This is a genomic window from Providencia rettgeri (assembly GCF_001874625.1).
GTDB lineage: Bacteria > Pseudomonadota > Gammaproteobacteria > Enterobacterales > Enterobacteriaceae > Providencia > Providencia huashanensis.
The window spans coordinates 4,468,805-4,486,541 of sequence record NZ_CP017671.1 but is presented as its reverse complement, the minus strand read 5'-3'; the positions used below and the strand labels follow the sequence as shown (position 1 = coordinate 4,486,541).

At 41.0% G+C, this 17,737-nt stretch carries 13 protein-coding genes; 5 read left to right on the top strand and 8 right to left on the bottom strand.

Annotated features, from left to right (window positions below):
* Positions 1–541: 541 nt before the first annotated feature.
* From RB151_RS20755 to RB151_RS20740, 4 genes are all read right to left on the bottom strand, one after another.
* Positions 542–2,260 (bottom strand): amidohydrolase, encoded by a 1,719-nt coding sequence (locus tag RB151_RS20755; RefSeq protein ID WP_042845840.1) that lies wholly within the window; start codon positions 2,258–2,260, stop codon positions 542–544.
* A 101-nt stretch (positions 2,261–2,361) separates the two neighbouring features.
* A complete protein-coding gene (locus tag RB151_RS20750) occupies positions 2,362–3,714 on the bottom strand; it encodes an APC family permease (protein WP_042845838.1) in 1,353 nt (450 codons plus the stop codon).
* A gap of 685 nt (positions 3,715–4,399) precedes the next feature.
* A complete protein-coding gene (rarD, locus tag RB151_RS20745; protein ID WP_042845837.1) occupies positions 4,400–5,293 on the bottom strand; it encodes an EamA family transporter RarD in 894 nt (297 codons plus the stop codon).
* Positions 5,294–5,452: 159 nt separating this feature from the next.
* Positions 5,453–5,923 carry a thioesterase family protein gene (locus RB151_RS20740; protein ID WP_042845835.1) on the bottom strand — a complete coding sequence of 157 codons (471 nt, stop codon included), beginning with the start codon at positions 5,921–5,923 and terminating at the stop codon, positions 5,453–5,455.
* A 156-nt stretch (positions 5,924–6,079) separates the two neighbouring features.
* Here RB151_RS20740 and pldA point away from each other — a divergent pair, with 156 nt between their 5' ends.
* The 5 genes from pldA to RB151_RS20715 all read left to right on the top strand — a co-directional run bounded on the left by pldA (position 6,080) and on the right by RB151_RS20715 (position 11,782).
* On the top strand, positions 6,080–6,970 hold the full coding sequence (pldA, locus tag RB151_RS20735; RefSeq protein ID WP_042845834.1) for a phospholipase A: 891 nt from the start codon (positions 6,080–6,082) through the stop codon (positions 6,968–6,970).
* A gap of 111 nt (positions 6,971–7,081) precedes the next feature.
* Positions 7,082–8,908 (top strand): ATP-dependent DNA helicase RecQ, encoded by a 1,827-nt coding sequence (recQ, locus tag RB151_RS20730; protein ID WP_048605799.1) that lies wholly within the window; start codon positions 7,082–7,084, stop codon positions 8,906–8,908.
* Between the two features lie 20 nt (positions 8,909–8,928).
* Positions 8,929–9,924: a lysophospholipase L2 gene (pldB, locus tag RB151_RS20725; RefSeq protein ID WP_042845831.1), complete on the top strand. Its 996-nt coding sequence runs from the start codon at positions 8,929–8,931 to the stop codon at positions 9,922–9,924.
* Positions 9,925–9,937: 13 nt separating this feature from the next.
* Positions 9,938–10,750: a sugar/pyridoxal phosphate phosphatase YigL gene (gene yigL / locus RB151_RS20720; protein ID WP_042845830.1), complete on the top strand. Its 813-nt coding sequence runs from the start codon at positions 9,938–9,940 to the stop codon at positions 10,748–10,750.
* Positions 10,751–10,978: 228 nt separating this feature from the next.
* Entirely contained in the window at positions 10,979–11,782 is an 804-nt protein-coding gene (locus RB151_RS20715) for a tetratricopeptide repeat protein (RefSeq protein WP_042845828.1), read from the top strand.
* A 3-nt stretch (positions 11,783–11,785) separates the two neighbouring features.
* Here the strand turns inward: RB151_RS20715 and RB151_RS24490 are convergent, their stop codons facing one another.
* The 4 genes from RB151_RS24490 to rsgA all read right to left on the bottom strand — a co-directional run bounded on the left by RB151_RS24490 (position 11,786) and on the right by rsgA (position 17,654).
* Complete coding sequence (locus tag RB151_RS24490; RefSeq protein ID WP_048605800.1) at positions 11,786–12,124, bottom strand: hypothetical protein; 339 nt, start codon at positions 12,122–12,124, stop codon at positions 11,786–11,788.
* 7 nt (positions 12,125–12,131) lie between these two features.
* Positions 12,132–15,473 (bottom strand): miniconductance mechanosensitive channel MscM, encoded by a 3,342-nt coding sequence (gene mscM, locus RB151_RS20705; protein WP_042845826.1) that lies wholly within the window; start codon positions 15,471–15,473, stop codon positions 12,132–12,134.
* Positions 15,474–15,503: 30 nt separating this feature from the next.
* Complete coding sequence (gene asd, locus RB151_RS20700) at positions 15,504–16,403, bottom strand: archaetidylserine decarboxylase (protein WP_042845825.1); 900 nt, start codon at positions 16,401–16,403, stop codon at positions 15,504–15,506.
* 198 nt (positions 16,404–16,601) lie between these two features.
* A complete protein-coding gene (rsgA, locus tag RB151_RS20695) occupies positions 16,602–17,654 on the bottom strand; it encodes a small ribosomal subunit biogenesis GTPase RsgA (RefSeq protein ID WP_071548705.1) in 1,053 nt (350 codons plus the stop codon).
* Between the last annotated feature and the right edge of the window lie 83 nt (positions 17,655–17,737).

The following is a 17,737-nucleotide window of genomic DNA, read 5'->3' as shown; positions in this document are numbered from 1 at the left end:
TTATTTAGCGGGCCAATATGAATAGGATCTTTTTTTAAAGAATGGCTATTTTTGACAGTGCCCGCAAAGAGTTTGATTAATTTTTGACATTGTAAACCTCCTTGCAGTTAGTTGATGAATATAAAACGTTGTGAATACTAGCTATAACTTTTTTCTTTTGCAAGCGCTATTTTTACAAAGAAATATTTTTAGTCATTTTCTTATAATAATATATTCTCGTTAATATTTTTCGATAATTTATAACGAGATTGTTTATTGTTATATTATATGATTATTAATTTTAAAATATACTTTTTATTATCGTAATAACAGGTGTGAGGAATATAAAAGTTTGTTACGCTGTGATTCTGTGCTTGAGCCTTTCTGGTTCAAGCTTATTTTTTGGATCAGAAATGAAAAAGCCCCGTTAGTTATTATTAACCAACGGGGCTCGATCCAAACCTAGACAGTTAGGTTTGTGGTTTTAAGCACCTAATTAAAATACCCCAACGCTACTATTAGTATTGGGGTATTTATTCATTTAAATAATATAAAAGTATAATTAAGCGATATGAACGGTTTTTCCACCGATAATTGTGCGCAATACTTTTACATTTTCAATATCATCGGCTGGGATTTCAAATACATTGCGATCTAGCACTATCATATCGGCAAATTTGCCTGCTTCGAGTGAACCAAGTACATCTTCTCGGTGTTGCGCATAAGCAGAATCAATAGTTGCTGAGCGCAAAACTTCGATAACAGTAAGGTTGCGGTCATTATCCAGTCTTGGCGCTTTTTGACCATTAATATCACGCCCACGTCGTGTAGCTGCCACTTTTAAGTCATACCATTCGTCAAAATCATCAATTGGCCAGTCACTACCAAAAGCAACAACAGCACCTGCATCGACAAATTTAGCGATAGGTTCTAATTGTTCAAAACGTTCATCACCTAGCATTTTCTTTTCAAAAGCAGCGAGCTCAGGTGTTGGTGCTGCCCATTGGAAAGATAGGCAAGCGATGGTTTTCAAGCGGGCAAAGCGTGCATAATCATCTGCATGTACTAGTTCGTTATGGGCTAAGCCTGGGCGAATATCTTTTTCGGGGTGTGCCGCTCGCATTTTTTCAATCGCATCTAATACAATTGACACAGCACCTTCGCCGACAGTGTGTAAGTGTGGGTCATAACCTGCCGCTGCTATTTTTTCCATCAGTTCATCAAGGATTTCGGCAGTGAAGTAGAGGTCGCCATAGTTATTAGTTTCGACCCAATTAGGGGCATCATCAGTACCTTGATTAATACGATATGGTTGTAATAATGATGCGGTCATGGTTGGAAACTGCATCACGCCATCAACAAACATCTTAATATTATTCAATCCTATTCCTGGAGCCGGTGTCCAATCTGCTTGGTGCCATTTTTTGGCAAATGCAACGGCTTTATCCACCGCGCTAGCAACGGATGCCACATCAGGAGTTTCATCTGGGGTAATTTCACGAGCCGCTTGGAAACGGAGCGTTAAATCACCGCGTTGTTGTAATTGTGAAAATGCTTCGAGTTGTTGTTCAGAAACCCGAGCATCCATGACCATAGTCACGCCTTGTTGATTCAATACTTTTTGAACTAATTCAGCAACTTCAATAGCTTGGTCATCGCGAATAGAAGGAATGCTGTCGGCTGCACGCATGGCAGGGGCATCTTCTAAAATACCGTTTAACTCGCCATTTTCATATTTACCAATTTTACCATCAGGGGGCTCAGGGGTTTCTTTGGTAATGCCAAAGAGTTCGAGTGCACGGCTATTGGCGAGCAATGTATGGCAATCATTGGAAAACAGGACGACAGGGCGCTGAGTGTTCAGTTTATCCATGTCTTCACGGTACATATCAACCCCTGCAGGGAGCATTCCTTGGCGTAGCCAAGCGGTTACTTTTAGCCAATCATTTTCACCGGTACGAGGGTCTTTATCTAAATGGTCTTGAACGCGCTCTAAAATTTGATCGATAGTCAAAGATTCATAGTTCAAATGGCAGCCGAACAATTGAATGCCACCCCAAAATGGGTGCATATGGCCATCAATAATGCCAGGCATCATCATTTTGCCTTCTAAATCGATACTTTCTGTTTCAGGACCAACATATTGATGAAGTTCATCTGAGGTGCCTGTTGCGAGAATATAGCCGTCACGGAGCGCAATCGCATCAACTACGCGATTCTGGTTATCTGCGGTGTAGATATAACCGTTAAAATAAATAACATCAGCAAATGGATTATTCATAGTAAACCGTCTGTATCAGTAGTGCTTTAGAAGCAACAAAGCTAAAAAAACAACGGGGAAGGCAAATGCTCCCCCGTAATTATTTATAAAGTATGAAATGATTAGTTAATAATCATCTCAGTTTCGTCATCAGAAATTGCAGGAGGACGACGAGTGAAGCCATGGGTGAGCAGGGTGAGATAAACAGCACCAGCAGCTAACCACCATAAACCGACTTTAAAGGCTTCGCTATCAAGGCTTGTCCATAACCATAAGGTTAAGATAACACCAATGGACGGCATTATCAGGCATGTGACAATTTTTGTATTATCTAATGACGCTTTTCGGTCAATATAGAAATGTTTGATTACGGATAAATTCACGAAAGTGAAGGCAATCAAAGCACCAAAGCTTATCATCGATGCAACCATGCTTAGGGATAAAACTAACGAAAGCAGGGAAGCGATAGCCACAAAAATAATGGAATAAACAGGCGTATTGAGTTTTGGATGTAAATAAGCAAATAAAGAACGCGGCAGTACGCCCTCACGGCCCATCGCATAGAAAATCCGCACAATACTGGCCTGTGAGGTCATCGCTGAGGCAAATACACCAATAACATAGGCGGTGATAAAGCTCGATGCCATCATTGCGCCACCGACTTGTTTCATCACAGCAAGGCTAGCAACATCGGTATTAGGAATAAAGTCCTGCCACATTGGATAAACGAGGTGTGCGCCGTAGGAGATAACGACAAATAGCGTTCCAGCGATAAACACAGTGTATAGGATTGCTTTAGGTAATGCGCTGCGTGCATCTTTGGTTTCTTCTGCCATGGTTGAAATTGCATCAAAGCCAAGGAAGGCTAGGCACAGCACTGCGGCACCTGCAAACAGCCCAGAGGCTTGATCTGCCATAACCGTAATTGGCGCCAATAAGGCATCTGCATCTAATACAAATGATGTTTTAAAGCTTAGGTATAAAAATACAGCGATAAACACAAATTGCATTAAAATGATTAGCATATTCATTGAGGAAACTAATTTGATCCCCAATATATTCATAATGCTAACAATTGTGATGGTGCTACAAATAATCACATACATTGGAATATCAGGGAAAGCTTCATGAACGAAGATCCCAATCGCGATGTAGTTGATAATTGGTAGGAATAGGTAGTCGAGCAATTGTGCCCAACCAACTAAAAAGCCAAGTGTGCCGCCGAAAGTTTTTTGTACATATGAGTAGGCAGATCCAGAAAGTGGAAGTGCGCTTGTCATTTTGCAATAGCTCATGGCAGTAAAAAAGACAGCGGCTAATGTAATCAAATAAGCGACAGGCAAATGCCCTTCACTTAATACAGTAACTTGCCCATAGGTGGTGAAAATTCCGAGTGGTACCATATAGGCCAGCCCGAAAAAAACTAACGCAGGAGTGGTTAGTACGCGTTTCATTTGAACGGTATTCTGTTGCATTTTGAAGCCCTTCCCAAAAGCCCTTAACAACGTTAACTCTGTCTGAATACTCAGGGAGAGTGAACCTAAAATGCAGCCATATAGCTTGGTCTTTATAACATTGGCTATAGTACTACACTGTTTTTATTTAATACTTACGCGTCATATTCAATTTCAGAAAACCTCGCACCAGGACATTTTAATTAAATGTCATCGTGCGCACTTTAATGAAACGTCAGTGATGAATCGGACCATCACCATCCGCTGGGGTGAATACAAGCGGCGTACAATATAATTACCAAGTTCCTATTAAGCAATCATTAATTGAAAAAAATATAGAATTACTTTTATATCAATAAGTTGTTTATAGAAGAGTCAGTTAATTGATGAGAATTTAAGATAGGTTAAATGATAGCTATTTTTAGAATAAAATCAAGCCAAATGAGATTGTTGTAATTAATTGATTTATATGGTTATTTTTGATTTATTTATGGGGTGTGAGAATTAATCTATCTGGTTTTGATTAACTCTAAGTATTATTCATAATAAAAAATTAATATTCTTTTTATCATCATTGCATTAATTAAATTAATTATTTTTGTTCCATATAATGAAACACCGACTTTCTTTTTATATTAAAAACAAAGTCGGTGTTTGAAATTGGCACTGTTTATCCACTATGCAGCTTTATATAAATTGCGATAATTTATTTCTTCCTCAGCTTTTGTTGAGTATATAAAGCATCTAATGTAAACAAAACTAATGCAATCCAGATAAAGCCAAAAGTTACTAATAATTCAGTGGTCATGACTTCGCCATACACAAAGACCGCCAGCAAGAACATAATACTTGGCCCCATATATTGGAAAAACCCAAGGGTGGATAACCGTAAATGGTTTGCTGCCTCTGTGAATAATAATAATGGCACCGTCGTAATAACACCCGCGGCAATCAATAGAATATTCAAGTGCCAATCATTGACAGCCATGTTACTGGTCGGGCTATCTGCAAAAAATAATAAGAAAATAACGCCAACAGGTAGTAGCCATAATGTCTCGAATGTCATCCCTGTTTGAGCATCTACGCCAAGTTTTTTACGTAATAAACCATACGTTGCAAATGTTACAGCTAGACTTAAGCCGATAACGGGGACTGAACCGAATTGCCAAAGTTGGATTAATACCCCAGTTAAGGCAAGCGCGACGGCAAACCATTGCATAGGACGGAAGCGCTCTTGTAAAAATAACATACCAAACAATACGTTAACTAATGGGTTGATAAAGTAGCCTAAGCTTGCTTGTAACATATAACCATTATTAACAGACCAAATATAAATTAACCAGTTGCAAGCAATTGTTGTCGCTGTCACGCCGAGAAGTAATATTTTCTTGGGTTGCTTGAGTACTTGACGGACATAATTCCAATGTCGTGAAACGGTTAATAACAAAATCATAAAGAAAAATGACCAGATAATACGATGAGTCAGGATTTCTTCTGCGGGCACTTCTTGGATACTTTTAAAATAAATAGGTGCGACACCCCAAATAAAATAGGCGCCTAAGGCACATAATACGCCTTTGGTAGTATTTTGCTGGCTCATTGTTGGCTCTGAAATTGAATTAAAAACTAAAAGAAATTTATACAGAGATACCGAGCCGTTTTTTGTGCGGCTCGATTTTTGATGCCACTAATGTGACATTGCTCAGGTTTTTTTACAAGTTAATAGTTTACTAAGTGACTAATTATTTACAACACTAACTCAACCAACGAGATAAGTAGCGGTCGCAGTCGCAATATGTTGGTTATTTTCATTATGTAATTCACAACGGGTGACGGCTATTTTATTGCCGTCTCTTAATAAACTGGCACTCGCGGTAAATACTTCACCACGTCCAGGACGTAAATAATCCACGCGTAGATCAATTGTGCCCATTCGCGACATTTTATCCACAATTTCTGTATGTGATAGCGGGTCAATGCGCTGCAATATGCGGTTAATACACACCATTCCGCCAGCAACATCTAAAATAGAGGCAATCACACCACCATGTAGAATATTTTGAGTGAAGTTGCCAATGAGTTGTTGGCGGTTTTCAATTGTTAGCTGAACAAAATCATCATTCATATTGGCCAGTTTAATGCCGAGTAATTGGTTAAAAGGCATTTTGTAGATAAATGCATGGCTCATTAGCTCACTGGCTTCTTCTAAGGTATAGATACGGTCATTCATCATGTTCATCCTTTGAATAAAATGTAAATGATAAGTTAACATTATGTATAAAATATGTCTCTAACAAACGTATGAATAATCTTTCAACAGTCTGTGGGTTTTATGTGTAAAATAGGACAAACTTTTTTTTGACGATGTTGAAAATAGGAATGACTAATGCGTGCTTTAGCAGTGTTATTGAGTGCCGTGCTCTGTTTTTGGTCTGCTTCTCTATCTGCGACTGAAATTAATTCCCAGTCAAATCAGGATATAACGAGCAACACACCAATCAGAGGGAGCATTATTTCAGGGTTATTACAAAATTATGATAACCCTTTTGTGTTGTATCCGTATGAATCAAATTACATCATTTACACCTATACTTCCTCGATAAATAAAAATGCGATTTCGAGCTACAACTGGGGGGATGATGCATTAAAAGATGAAGTTAAATTTCAATTAAGTTTAGCCTTTCCTTTATGGGAGGGGATTGCAGGGGATGATTCCATTCTCGCGGTCTCGTATACACAACGTTCTTGGTGGCAACTGAGCAATAAAAAAGAATCTTCTCCTTTTCGTGAAACCAATTATGAGCCGCAGGTTTTTGTCGGCTGGCTAACCGATTATCAACTGGGTGGCTGGACTTTGCGTGAAATTGAAACTGGTTTTAACCATGAATCAAATGGTCGTTCCGACCCAACCTCACGTAGCTGGAATCGGGTATATGCAAGGATGATGGCACAAAATGGCAATTGGCAAGTTGACCTAAAACCTTGGTACCGTATTCATGAAAGCGAAGGTAGCGATGATAACTCAGATATCACAAAATATATGGGATATTACCGCCTGAAAGTCGGTTATGCACTGGGTGACAGTGTGTTTACAACCACGGGTCGTTATAACTGGAACACCGGTTATGGCGGTGCTGAATTAGGTTGGAGCTATCCAATTAGTAAACATGTGCGAATTTATACTCAGTTGTTTAGCGGATATGGCGAGTCAATGATAGACTACAACTATCGCCAAACTCGATTTGGTATCGGTGTTATGTTAAACGACATGTTGTAATCTAAGGTTAGCTCAACCTGATTTTGTTAGTTAGAGCTAAATATCTTTTGATGAATCAACAAATTCGCTGCTCAACTGGGCAGCGACTTGTTTTATAGATTGAGGAAGTTTGTGTCAACTGCTTGTGTCATTAACCAACTTTCGCTGGCTGAAAATGTGCTTAACAGTACATTTGGTTACCAGTCATTTCGCTCTGGGCAAGATGCAGTTATTGGGGCTATCCTTGATAATCGTGATTGCTTAGTGTTAATGCCAACAGGGGGCGGCAAGTCCTTATGTTACCAAGTGCCTGCTTTAGTAAAAGAAGGGGTTACCTTGGTGGTCTCTCCTCTTATTTCACTGATGAAAGACCAAGTAGACCAATTGCGGTTACACGGTGTCAGTGCGGCTTGTCTAAATTCATCGCAAACTTCCCAAGAACAGCGCCAAATCATGGAATTATGTAGCCGTGGTGACATTAAATTATTATATGTTGCCCCTGAGCGGTTACTGACTGATTATTTTCTGAGCCAATTATCGAATTGGAATATCAGTTTGCTGGCGGTTGATGAAGCGCACTGCATTTCACAATGGGGGCATGATTTTCGCCCTGAATATCGTTCATTAGGTCAGTTAAGGCAATCTTTGCCTGATATCCCCGTTATGGCATTAACGGCCACCGCAGATGAAACAACTCGAGCAGATATTATTCGCTTATTAGAGCTGCGTGATCCTTTGGTTCATGTGAGCAGTTTTGATAGACCAAATATTCGTTATACCCTAGTAGAGAAATATAAGCCTTTGGATCAACTTTGGTTTTTTATTAAAAGCCAAAAAGGGAAGGCGGGGATCGTTTATTGTAATAGCCGTAATAAAGTTGAGGAAACCACCGAGCGCCTGCAAAAACGAGGCTTGAGTGTTGCAGCTTACCATGCGGGGCTAGAGGCTTCACAACGAGAGTGGGTACAAGACGCCTTTTTAAAAGATAACTTACAAGTTGTGGTTGCAACAGTGGCTTTTGGAATGGGCATCAACAAATCCAATGTACGGTTTGTTGCTCACTTTGATATTCCTCGTAATATTGAAGCATATTATCAGGAAACGGGTCGTGCGGGGCGTGATGGCGTTGAAGCCGAAGCAATTCTATTTTATGACCCAGCAGATATGGCATGGCTGCGTCGTTGCCTTGAAGAAAAACCCGCAGGTATGCAGCAGGATATCGAGCGGCATAAACTGAATGCGATAGCCGCTTTTGCGGAGGCTCAGACCTGTCGTCGCTTAGTCTTACTGAACTACTTCGGCGAAAATCGACAGCAGCCTTGTGGTAATTGTGATATTTGTTTAGACCCACCGAAACAGTATGATGGGTTAATTGATGCACAAAAAGCGCTTTCTTGTATTTATCGTGTTGGTCAACGCTTTGGTATCGGCTATATTGTTGAGGTGTTGCGTGGTGCGAATAATCAACGGATACGGGATTTAGGGCACGACAAGCTGCCTGTTTATGGTATCGGTAAAGAACACAGTAATGAGCATTGGGTTAGTGTGATCCGCCAATTGGTACATTTAGGCATGATCACTCAGAACATTACGCACTTTTCTGCACTGCAACTCACCGAAGCCGCTAGGCCAATATTGCGAGGTGAAAGTGCATTACAACTCGCAGTTCCTCGTGTTTTAGTGGCAAAAAGCCGTAATCAACAAAACAAAATTTATCATGGTAATTATGATAAGAAGCTATTTGCGAAATTGCGTAAATTACGTAAATCGATAGCAGACGAAGAAAATATCCCACCATTTGTGGTATTTAATGATGCGACACTTATCGAAATGGCCGAACATACACCAACCTCTTCGGTTGAGTTACTGTTAATTAATGGCGTTGGTGAGCGTAAGCTTGAACGTTTTGGGGATGCATTTATGACGCTTATCCGAGACCATCTTGAAGGTTATGAATGAATAAATAAGGAAACTACCGGATGACGCCTGAAAGCCTAAAAGAAAGTTGGCTGAATCGAGAAACTCAATTTTCTGCCTTTACCAATGGCCCCCTTTTAGATTTCTGGCAGCACCGTGAAGAATTTAATTTCCTTGGTGTTGATGATATCCCTATTCATTATGTCCGGTTTATTCATCCTACCCACCATAAAGCGGTCGTCATTTCACCTGGTCGAAGTGAAAGTTATGTGAAGTATCCTGAAGTAGCATATGATTTTTATCATTTAGGCTATGACGTATTTATTATAGATCATCGTGGTCAAGGGCGTTCAGGCCGTATGCTGACAGACCCTCAAAAAGGGCATGTTGAAAAGTTCACTGACTATATTGATGATTTTGAAAAATTTATCGAATTAGAGGTTAAGTATCGCCATTACCCAAAATGTTACGCATTGGCGCATTCTATGGGGAGCGCAATTCTTGCAGGGTATTTATTGCGCGATAGCCTCACCTTTGATGCTGCGACTCTGTGCGCACCGATGATTGGTATCAATCTGCCAATGCCTCGTTGGATGGCGAGTTTTATTGTTGATAGGGCAGAATCACGTGAGAGTGTGCGTAATGATTATGCGGCATCAACAGGTAAGTGGCAGCCTTTACCTTATTTAATCAATGTATTAACACACAGCTCAGAGCGTTATCGGCGTTATTTGCGTTACTATGCGGATTACCCCGAATTACGTTTAGGTGGGCCAACATACCACTGGTTGCGTGAGAGTTTTGCGATGGGCGATGAGCTAATTGCGAAAGCGGGGGACATTGATGTACCACTGATGGTGTTGGAAGCCAGCGAAGAAAAAGTGGTCAGCAATAAAGAGCTACAAGCTTTTTGCCAAAGTCGGCAAAAAGCGCAAATAGGAAGAGAAGAAAAATTACCTCTCGTCATTGAAGGGGCACACCATGAAATCCTATTTGAAGTGGATGCGTTAAGAGCTATGGCACTCAACGCTATCTGTGATTTTTTTGAGCAGTATTAGTTAGGGTTTGAATATGAAATATCCAGTAGTTGCCTCCGATTTAGATGGGACATTACTATCTCCCAATCATGACTTAACGTCTTATACCAAAGACACATTAAAACAGTTAGTTGAAACACAAGATATTCATTTTGTGTTTGCTACTGGGCGCCATCACGTGGACGTTGCACAAATCCGCGATGGCTTAGGCATCGATGCTTATATGATCACTTCAAATGGTGCTCGTATTCATAACACACAGGGTGACTTGATTTTTGAGCACAATGTTGATGCCCAAATCGCCCATGAGCTTTGCCTAATGGAATTTGATAACCCAGAGCTCGTCACTAACTATTATCATGGTGATGATTGGTTTATTAACCGAGAAAGCCCAGAGCAAAAAGAGTTTTTCAAAGAATCGGTGTTTAATTATCAACTGTTTGATCGACATAACTTTAAAACCTCAGAAGTTTGCAAAGTTTATTACACCAGTGAAGATCATGATCTATTAGTGGATTTGCAGCAGCGAATTCAGGATCGCTGGAAAGATAAAGTGAATGTCACATTTTCTTTGCGTAGCTGTCTTGAAGTTATGGCTGGGGCGGTTTCTAAAGGTGAGGCCTTGAAGCAAGTTGCTGGGTTACATGGCTATGCTACAAATGATTGTATCGCATTTGGTGATGGCATGAATGACAAAGAGATGCTTACCATGGCTGGAAAGGGTTGTATTATGCAAAATGCCCACCAGTTACTGAAGGATGCGTTACCGACGATGGAAGTGATCGGTTCAAATAGTGATGATGCTGTTGCTCGTTATTTAAGAAACAAATACTTAAGTAACGTATAGTGTTGAGGTAAGCCCTTCAGTAATAAGTTGGGTAAGTATGGTATTTACCCAACTTATTTATACTTAATTTAGAAAGCTAGCCAGTTGGGACTGAAATTCGGCGAAACGTGCTTTTTAAGTCAATTAGGTCATTTTTCCTATTTTTTCTCACAAAGAGAAAATTTACACTAGGGGTCTAGGTGTTTGGGTCGATATTAATGGATATAGCACTGTTGAGGGTTTCTTAGGATGAAAAAAATTGCGTTAGCATTGTTGGTGAGTTCTGTTTTTTATAGCTCAGTATTAATTGCAACACCGAGTGCAGCTCCTACTGCTGCAACCACAGAGCAAGAACCCACGATAGAGCAGATTAAACAATTAGCGCAAAAAGGTGACCCTGAAGCTCAATTCCAACTTGGAGAACGTTATTTTAAAGGTAACGGGGTTTCTCAAGACTCGAAAGCCGCAGCGGATTGGTTTGTTCGGGCTGGGAACCAAGGGAATTCTGACGCACAGTTTAGGCTTGGCACCATGTTTGTGAATGGTTTTGGTGTTCGTCGTGACTATGATAAAGCGATGTTATGGTATGAGCAAGCGGCGGAAAATGGTGATACTCGCGCTGAAACCAATATGGCAATGATGTATGCCCAAGGCTTGGGTGTCCCGCAAAATTTAGAAAAGGCCGCTTTTTGGTTTAGAAAAGCCGCTCAAGGCGGTAATGTTATTGCCCAATTCCATATTGCTCAGATGTATTCGATTGGCAGTGGTGTTGATTTAGATGATGAAAAAGCTGTCTTTTGGTTTAGAAAAGCCGCCAAACAAAAAGATGCCAAATCCCAAGACCGTTTAGGGGTGATGTATTCAGAAGGGCGTGGTGTTAAGAAAAACTTACAGCAAGCTTATGCATGGTTATCTACCGCAGTTTATAGTGGCAATGCGGAGAGCCGCCGTTTGCAAAGTAAAATTGAAGAGCAATTAGAGAGCGCAGACTTACAACAAGCGCAGAAACTGGCTGAAAGTTATATTAAATCCTACGGGAAAAAAGCCAGTTGATTGTTAGTTTGATGGGCCGGAGATAATTCTGGCCCCTGCCATTATAAGTAGTGACAATATCAGGTAGCTCCAACTCAACCGATAAAAGCGGTTATAACCCCACCCCCGTCGGATACTCAGCTGTACCTCTTTAGAAGAAAGCGTCGCCGTCATCATGCGAAATATCACAATGTAGACTAAGCAATAAGCTTGCCATAGGTAGAGTGTATTAAATGCGAAACTTTTCCCAACGATTAATAAGATAATTAATGGGATCAAAAAGAATAAAATTGACCCAACTCGTTCAAGTTGGGCAATCCTCAGCTTAATTAGCTCATCTTGATGCTGTGGCTCTAGCGACATAATCGGTTTACAACTCCCCAGACTTACGAGCAGGATTACGCCCAGAGAGGTTGTTAGTTGCACTCTGCAGTGAGTTATCGCGCACATCGACCCTCGCTTGGAATGGTGGGAATGGTAAGGTAATCCCTTGTTCAGCAAAGGAAACTAAAATATTTTGGTGGATCTCATGACGAGCCGGTAAGCGGTGCCCCATCTCAGCTGCATAGACACGTAACTCAAATATTTGAATCCCTTGCTGTAAATCAACCAAATACACTTCTGGCGCTGGGTTATCTAAGATCATCGTAGAGCGATTCGCTGCACGTAAAATAGTGTTAGTCACTAACTCACTGTTGGCATCTGATGGTGCGGGGATGGTCATAACGATACGGGTGATAGTGTCAGAAAGTGACCAGTTAATAAATTGCTCGGTAATAAAAGCCTTGTTCGGCACAATAATTTCTTTTCTATCCCAATCTGTTAGGGTCGTTGCCCGGGTATTGATTTTGGTGATGCTACCCGTTAAGTTACGAATAGTCACGGTGTCCCCGATACGAATTGGTTTTTCAAATAAAATCATCAAACCAGAAATAATATTGGCAAAAATTTCTTGTAAACCGAAGCCAAGCCCAACCCCCATTGCCGCGATTAACCATTGAAGTTTTGACCAGTCAATCCCTAACATAGAGAAGCCGACAATGGTACCAATAAGGGTGATACCATACTTGGTTAGTGTACTGATAGCGTAGCCAGTACCTGGCGTTAAATCTAAATGCTGTAATACTGCAAGTTCCAATAAAGCTGGAAGGTTACGAACTAATTGAGCCGTTACAATAATCGTTAAAATGGCAATAAAGATAGAACCCATCGTGATAGGCTGAATAGTATCAACACCATTTACTGTGGAAGTCACATCCCATAAGCGAATATTTTCTAAGAAAGAAAATGCAGTGTGTAATTCTGACCACAGCCAAATAAGTGATACCAAGGCTATCATGGTTAAAATTGAGCGTACCAGCCCAACAGATTGGGTACTGATAGTATCAAGGTCAATGACCTGTTCTTCGATATCAATATTCCCTTCGCTACTGGCACTTGCTTGTTGGTTGTCATCTTCACCTTTGGCTCGTTGTGCCAAAATCTCTGCACGGCGCTGCTTAGCACGCTCAAACGCAAGCTTACGGCGTTGCATCGACATCCATCGACGAATGGTGTGATATATAATGAGGATCACAAACCAAATTGCCACGGAGGTTTCTAAGCGGGCGAGTAGGGCTTGTGATGTTGAAAAATAGCCTAAAATAGAGAAAAATGCGGCAATGATGGGGGCGAGTAATATCATCCACCATAGTGCTTTATTAACAATATTTTCCCCAGACCCATGTCTATCTATATACAGCGGAATTTGTGAGCGACGTAGGTTATTAGTAATTAGGCTTAATGCGATACACAAAAAGATGAAGCAGAAACGGCCAATACTTGCCGCAAATTCCCTATCACTATAATGTTCAAAGGTGATAATGGCCATAACGAGAGGGACGATAACAAAAATAGCCATACGGTAATAACGCATCGCTCGTTTGACAGCGTCTTTGTCCCAACCAAAGTGGGAAATAAATAACCCCGTTGGGCGAGAGAAGGTCTCACTGATCATAAACAGCCATAAAAGTGGTGTGGTTGCACTCACGCCAAAACCAATGGCAACGGCCATCGGATACTGCCATGCACTTTGTAACCCATAACCTATAGCGGACCACATCATTGGTAATGGCAGTGCCACAATAATCGACCAGAAAATAGTACGGATGGTTAAATAGAAGCGGTCTTGCGTCACTTTACCGATACGTAAACTGGAGCGATCAAGGAATGCTTGGTAATGTTTGCGAGTACTGATGCTAAAAATGACCAGTGCTATTGAACCTAAAAGATATAAAAAAGTATCTTGGGTTGTCACCATAACACTGAGTGCGCCAGCAAGCTGGGACAAGGTATCAAGTGACAGTAACTGGGTAATATCTGTGACTAGCAATACGGGATAACTGATGCTAATTGGCGGGACATCAGCTACCCAAAATAGGTAGCGGTTAGACGCATCTTTTACTTCTTTTAATGCATCTGTTAATTGCCCTGTCGCAACATTTAACTTTGTCAGTTCTAACATTTCAGCGTCAAGGCCTGAAATCAACGAGGTTAATAGCTCCCGACGTGTTTTGATTAAAGATTGATAAACCTGAATTTGGGCTGCATTTAGCTCATTAGCCGTTTCTTGTTCGCGGGTATCAATTTTAGTTAGTCTATCAAGGCTATCTTCGTAATTTAAGCGTTGGACTCGTAAATCAGCCATTTCACGGTCAAGTTGCTGGCTTTTAGGGATATCTGGCAAACGAGAAAGCTGTGTCCTCAATGCTTCCCCTAGAGTACTCGAACTACTGATCCATTGAGCTTGCTCGCGAATGGTTGTTAATGCTTGGCGAGCATCGCGAATACTGGTAGAGATTTCCGATTGGCTGGTGGTAATCGCACTCATACGTTGAGCTTGAGCCGTTAATTCTTGTGACATTTTACGGTTGACATCAAGCTGTTCTTTCAAAAAGGGCGTTAATTCACCTTGTTCAGCCAACATTTCTGTATGTTCTAAAGCTAAAATGGCTTTTTGTTGGCGTTGAGTATTTTGAAAGTCACGTAATTTTTGAAGCTCAAGCTCCATGCGTTGATAACGTTTTTTATATAACTCTAAAGTAATACGTGAAATTTCTTGGCGATTATTGGCGGACAACTGCGCCATTTCTAATTCATTAACGGCTGATTTGCGAGCACTTACTTCCGCTTGAGCTAAGGTATACTGGGCTTCAGCCAAAGGCGTTGATGGAGTACTAAGGGATTGAAAGCGTGATGTTGCTTCAGTGAGTATACGCCTTGCTTCAGAAAGTTGTTGTGGCAGTACATTTAATGACTCACTGATCTCTCGGCCTTTATCTTGCTCCTGTTGGGTTAGACGGCTTTGGTCCAGTAATTGGCTACTGAGTTGAATAATACGCTGGTCTAATTCCCCTAAACTAATCCCAACTGGGATAGGGGCAGGTTGATCACTTTCGTTAAGTAGCTTTTGTCTTAGCTCCTTAATAATATTAGGGAAATCATCAATAGCTTTTTGATAAGATTTTGCTTTAGCTTCAGAATCACGAGTTTCGTTTATCCAATTGAGTGCGCCTTGTAACGCTTGAGCTATTTCTGCATCTTTGGGGTTTTTACTCGAATCAAGTTGTTTGAGCTCCTGCTTAATCTGTGCTTCATCCTGCGCCGCCGTAGGCGCCGCAACGGAAGAAAAAACGATTAACAGACTAACAAAAAAACTGATAATCAAACGCACAGTAAGGAGCTCCTTTAAGGAATGAGTGATTTACTTAACTTCAGTTGGTTCTTCTGCTGGTTGATCTGCTACAGTTTCAGCGAGTAATTCACCCATACGTGTAGCATAACCAGGGATCAGCGATGGGTTAAAACTGATTTTATTGGCTTCAAATAAGTTAACCACCGTTGAACCAAGTTTAAAAAGCCCCATTTCTTCGCCTTTTCTCAGGAAAATAGCACCTTCAGAACCTAATTCAGGGTAAACCCAACGCTTGATTACACCTTCACGAGTCGCATTCACACAGCCGCTCCAGACTGTATCTATACTACCTACGATGGTTGCACCAACAAGAATTTGCACCATTAAACCAACTGGAGTGTCAAAAACGCAAATCAAGCGCTCATTACGCGCAAACAGATTCGGGACGTTTTGTGCCGTCAGTGGGTTCACAGAAAATAGGTCACCAGGGACATAAATCATTTCTTTGAGCAAACCATCACATGGCATGTGGACACGATGGTAATCACTTGGCGATAGATAAGTCGTAATAAATTGGCCACCGCGGAAATGCTCAGCTAATTGATATTGCCCAGCGAGTAATGCTTCAACGGTGTAATTGTGGCCTTTTGCTTGAAAAATAATGCCATCATTAATTGAACCAAGTTGACTCACCGCACCGTCTGCGGGCTGGGCAAGTTGATTATCTTTTTCAACGATTGGGCGTGCATCTTCTTTTAGCAGACGGATAAAAAACTCATTAAAGGTAGAATAAGCGGTCAATTCACTTTTTTGGGCTTCATTCATATCCACTTTATAGGCTTTTACAAACAGCTTAATTGCCCATTGTGTCAGAAACCCTGCATTTCGGCTCGCAAACCAGCCTGCGAATTCAGTAAGGCATTGTTTTGGAAGCATATATTGCAAGCGAATTTTAAATTTATCTAGCACGTTAACCTCTGGTTTTTAAAGGTATGTTAGCAAAAGGGCGGCTATTGTACACAGTTTACTCGCCATATTTCAAACGGTAGTAGGGGGTACCTAAGTGACAGGGAAATACATGTCTTTGGGGTTACCCAATTTTACTGCCGAACACTACTTAGAACTATTTAGAGCCGTAAACAACAAGGTTGTAAGCGCTCACTAACTTCACTTGTCTTTCGCTGTAAAGTTACCGCGGGGTTTGACCTGTTCCATACTCTCTAAGATGCGATGGTAGTTTTCAAAGCGTGATTCGGCAATTTTCCCTGTATCTACGGCTTCACGCAGCAAGCAACCAGGATCATCCAAATGTTTGCAATCACGGAATTTACAACCACCAAGGTATTCTTTAAATTCGACAAATCCTTTCGTCACTTGTTCCGTGGTTAAATGCCACAAACCAAATTCACGAACTCCGGGGGAGTCAATCACATCACCACCTAGCGGAAAATGATACAAACGCGCTGTTGTCGTTGTGTGCTGGCCTAACCCAGAGTTGTCTGAAACGTCATTAACGAGAATCGCCTCTTCATTATGCGGAAGTAACGTATTTAGTAAACTAGATTTACCGACACCGGATTGCCCTACAAATACCGACATTTTACCTGCTAGTATGTTAGTAAGTGCTTCCATTCCTTCATTAGTATGGCTAGAGACCTCGAGAACTTGGTAGCCAATATCACGATAAATAGCCATTAAATCGCTTATCCATTCGCGATTCTCTGTATCGAGTAAATCGACTTTGTTTAACACGATAATGGGTTGAATTCCGATGGTTTCACAAGCCACAAGATAGCGATCGATAATATTGAGAGACAGTTCAGGTAAAATCGCTGAAACCACCACGATTTGGTCAATATTTGCAGCGATTGGCTTTAAACCATCATAATAATCTGGACGAGTTAATACTGAGTGGCGGTCATGCACAGCTTCAACGATACCATTAACTTTAATGTCACTTTGTGTGTTTAAGGCAGGGCGCCATACCACTTTATCCCCAGTCACCAGAGATGAAATGGTCCTACGCAAGTTGCAGCGTTGTATTGTGCCGTCGAGAGCCTCAATATCTGCATGTTGCCCAAACCGGCTGATGACTAGGCCTTCTTGCGCTTCGCCTAATTGGCTATCATCAATCTCAACTGTTTTTTGCTTTTTAAGCCTTTTTTGATGATTTTCCTGAACGCGGCGCTGTTGGCCTTTGGAAAGTTTCTGTTTAGCCACCTGTCCTCTCTTCGCTATTGGTAGTCGTTTAGAATATCAATTATACAGTAAGTTGTTAGTAGAGCTTGCTAAGGCAATACCTG

What these genes read in the sequence shown, in the direction of transcription:
- yigL (WP_042845830.1), top strand. Translation starts at nt 9,938, where the DNA reads ATGAAATATCCAGTAGTTGCCTCCGATTTAGATGGGACATTACTATCT.
- RB151_RS20755 (WP_042845840.1), bottom strand. Translation starts at nt 2,260, where the DNA reads ATGAATAATCCATTTGCTGATGTTATTTATTTTAACGGTTATATCTAC.
- RB151_RS20750 (WP_042845838.1), bottom strand. Translation starts at nt 3,714, where the DNA reads ATGCAACAGAATACCGTTCAAATGAAACGCGTACTAACCACTCCTGCG.
- RB151_RS20740 (WP_042845835.1), bottom strand. Translation starts at nt 5,923, where the DNA reads ATGAATGACCGTATCTATACCTTAGAAGAAGCCAGTGAGCTAATGAGC.
- pldA (WP_042845834.1), top strand. Translation starts at nt 6,080, where the DNA reads ATGCGTGCTTTAGCAGTGTTATTGAGTGCCGTGCTCTGTTTTTGGTCT.
- pldB (WP_042845831.1), top strand. Translation starts at nt 8,929, where the DNA reads ATGACGCCTGAAAGCCTAAAAGAAAGTTGGCTGAATCGAGAAACTCAA.
- RB151_RS24490 (WP_048605800.1), bottom strand. Translation starts at nt 12,124, where the DNA reads ATGTCGCTAGAGCCACAGCATCAAGATGAGCTAATTAAGCTGAGGATT.
- rarD (WP_042845837.1), bottom strand. Translation starts at nt 5,293, where the DNA reads ATGAGCCAGCAAAATACTACCAAAGGCGTATTATGTGCCTTAGGCGCC.
- RB151_RS20715 (WP_042845828.1), top strand. Translation starts at nt 10,979, where the DNA reads ATGAAAAAAATTGCGTTAGCATTGTTGGTGAGTTCTGTTTTTTATAGC.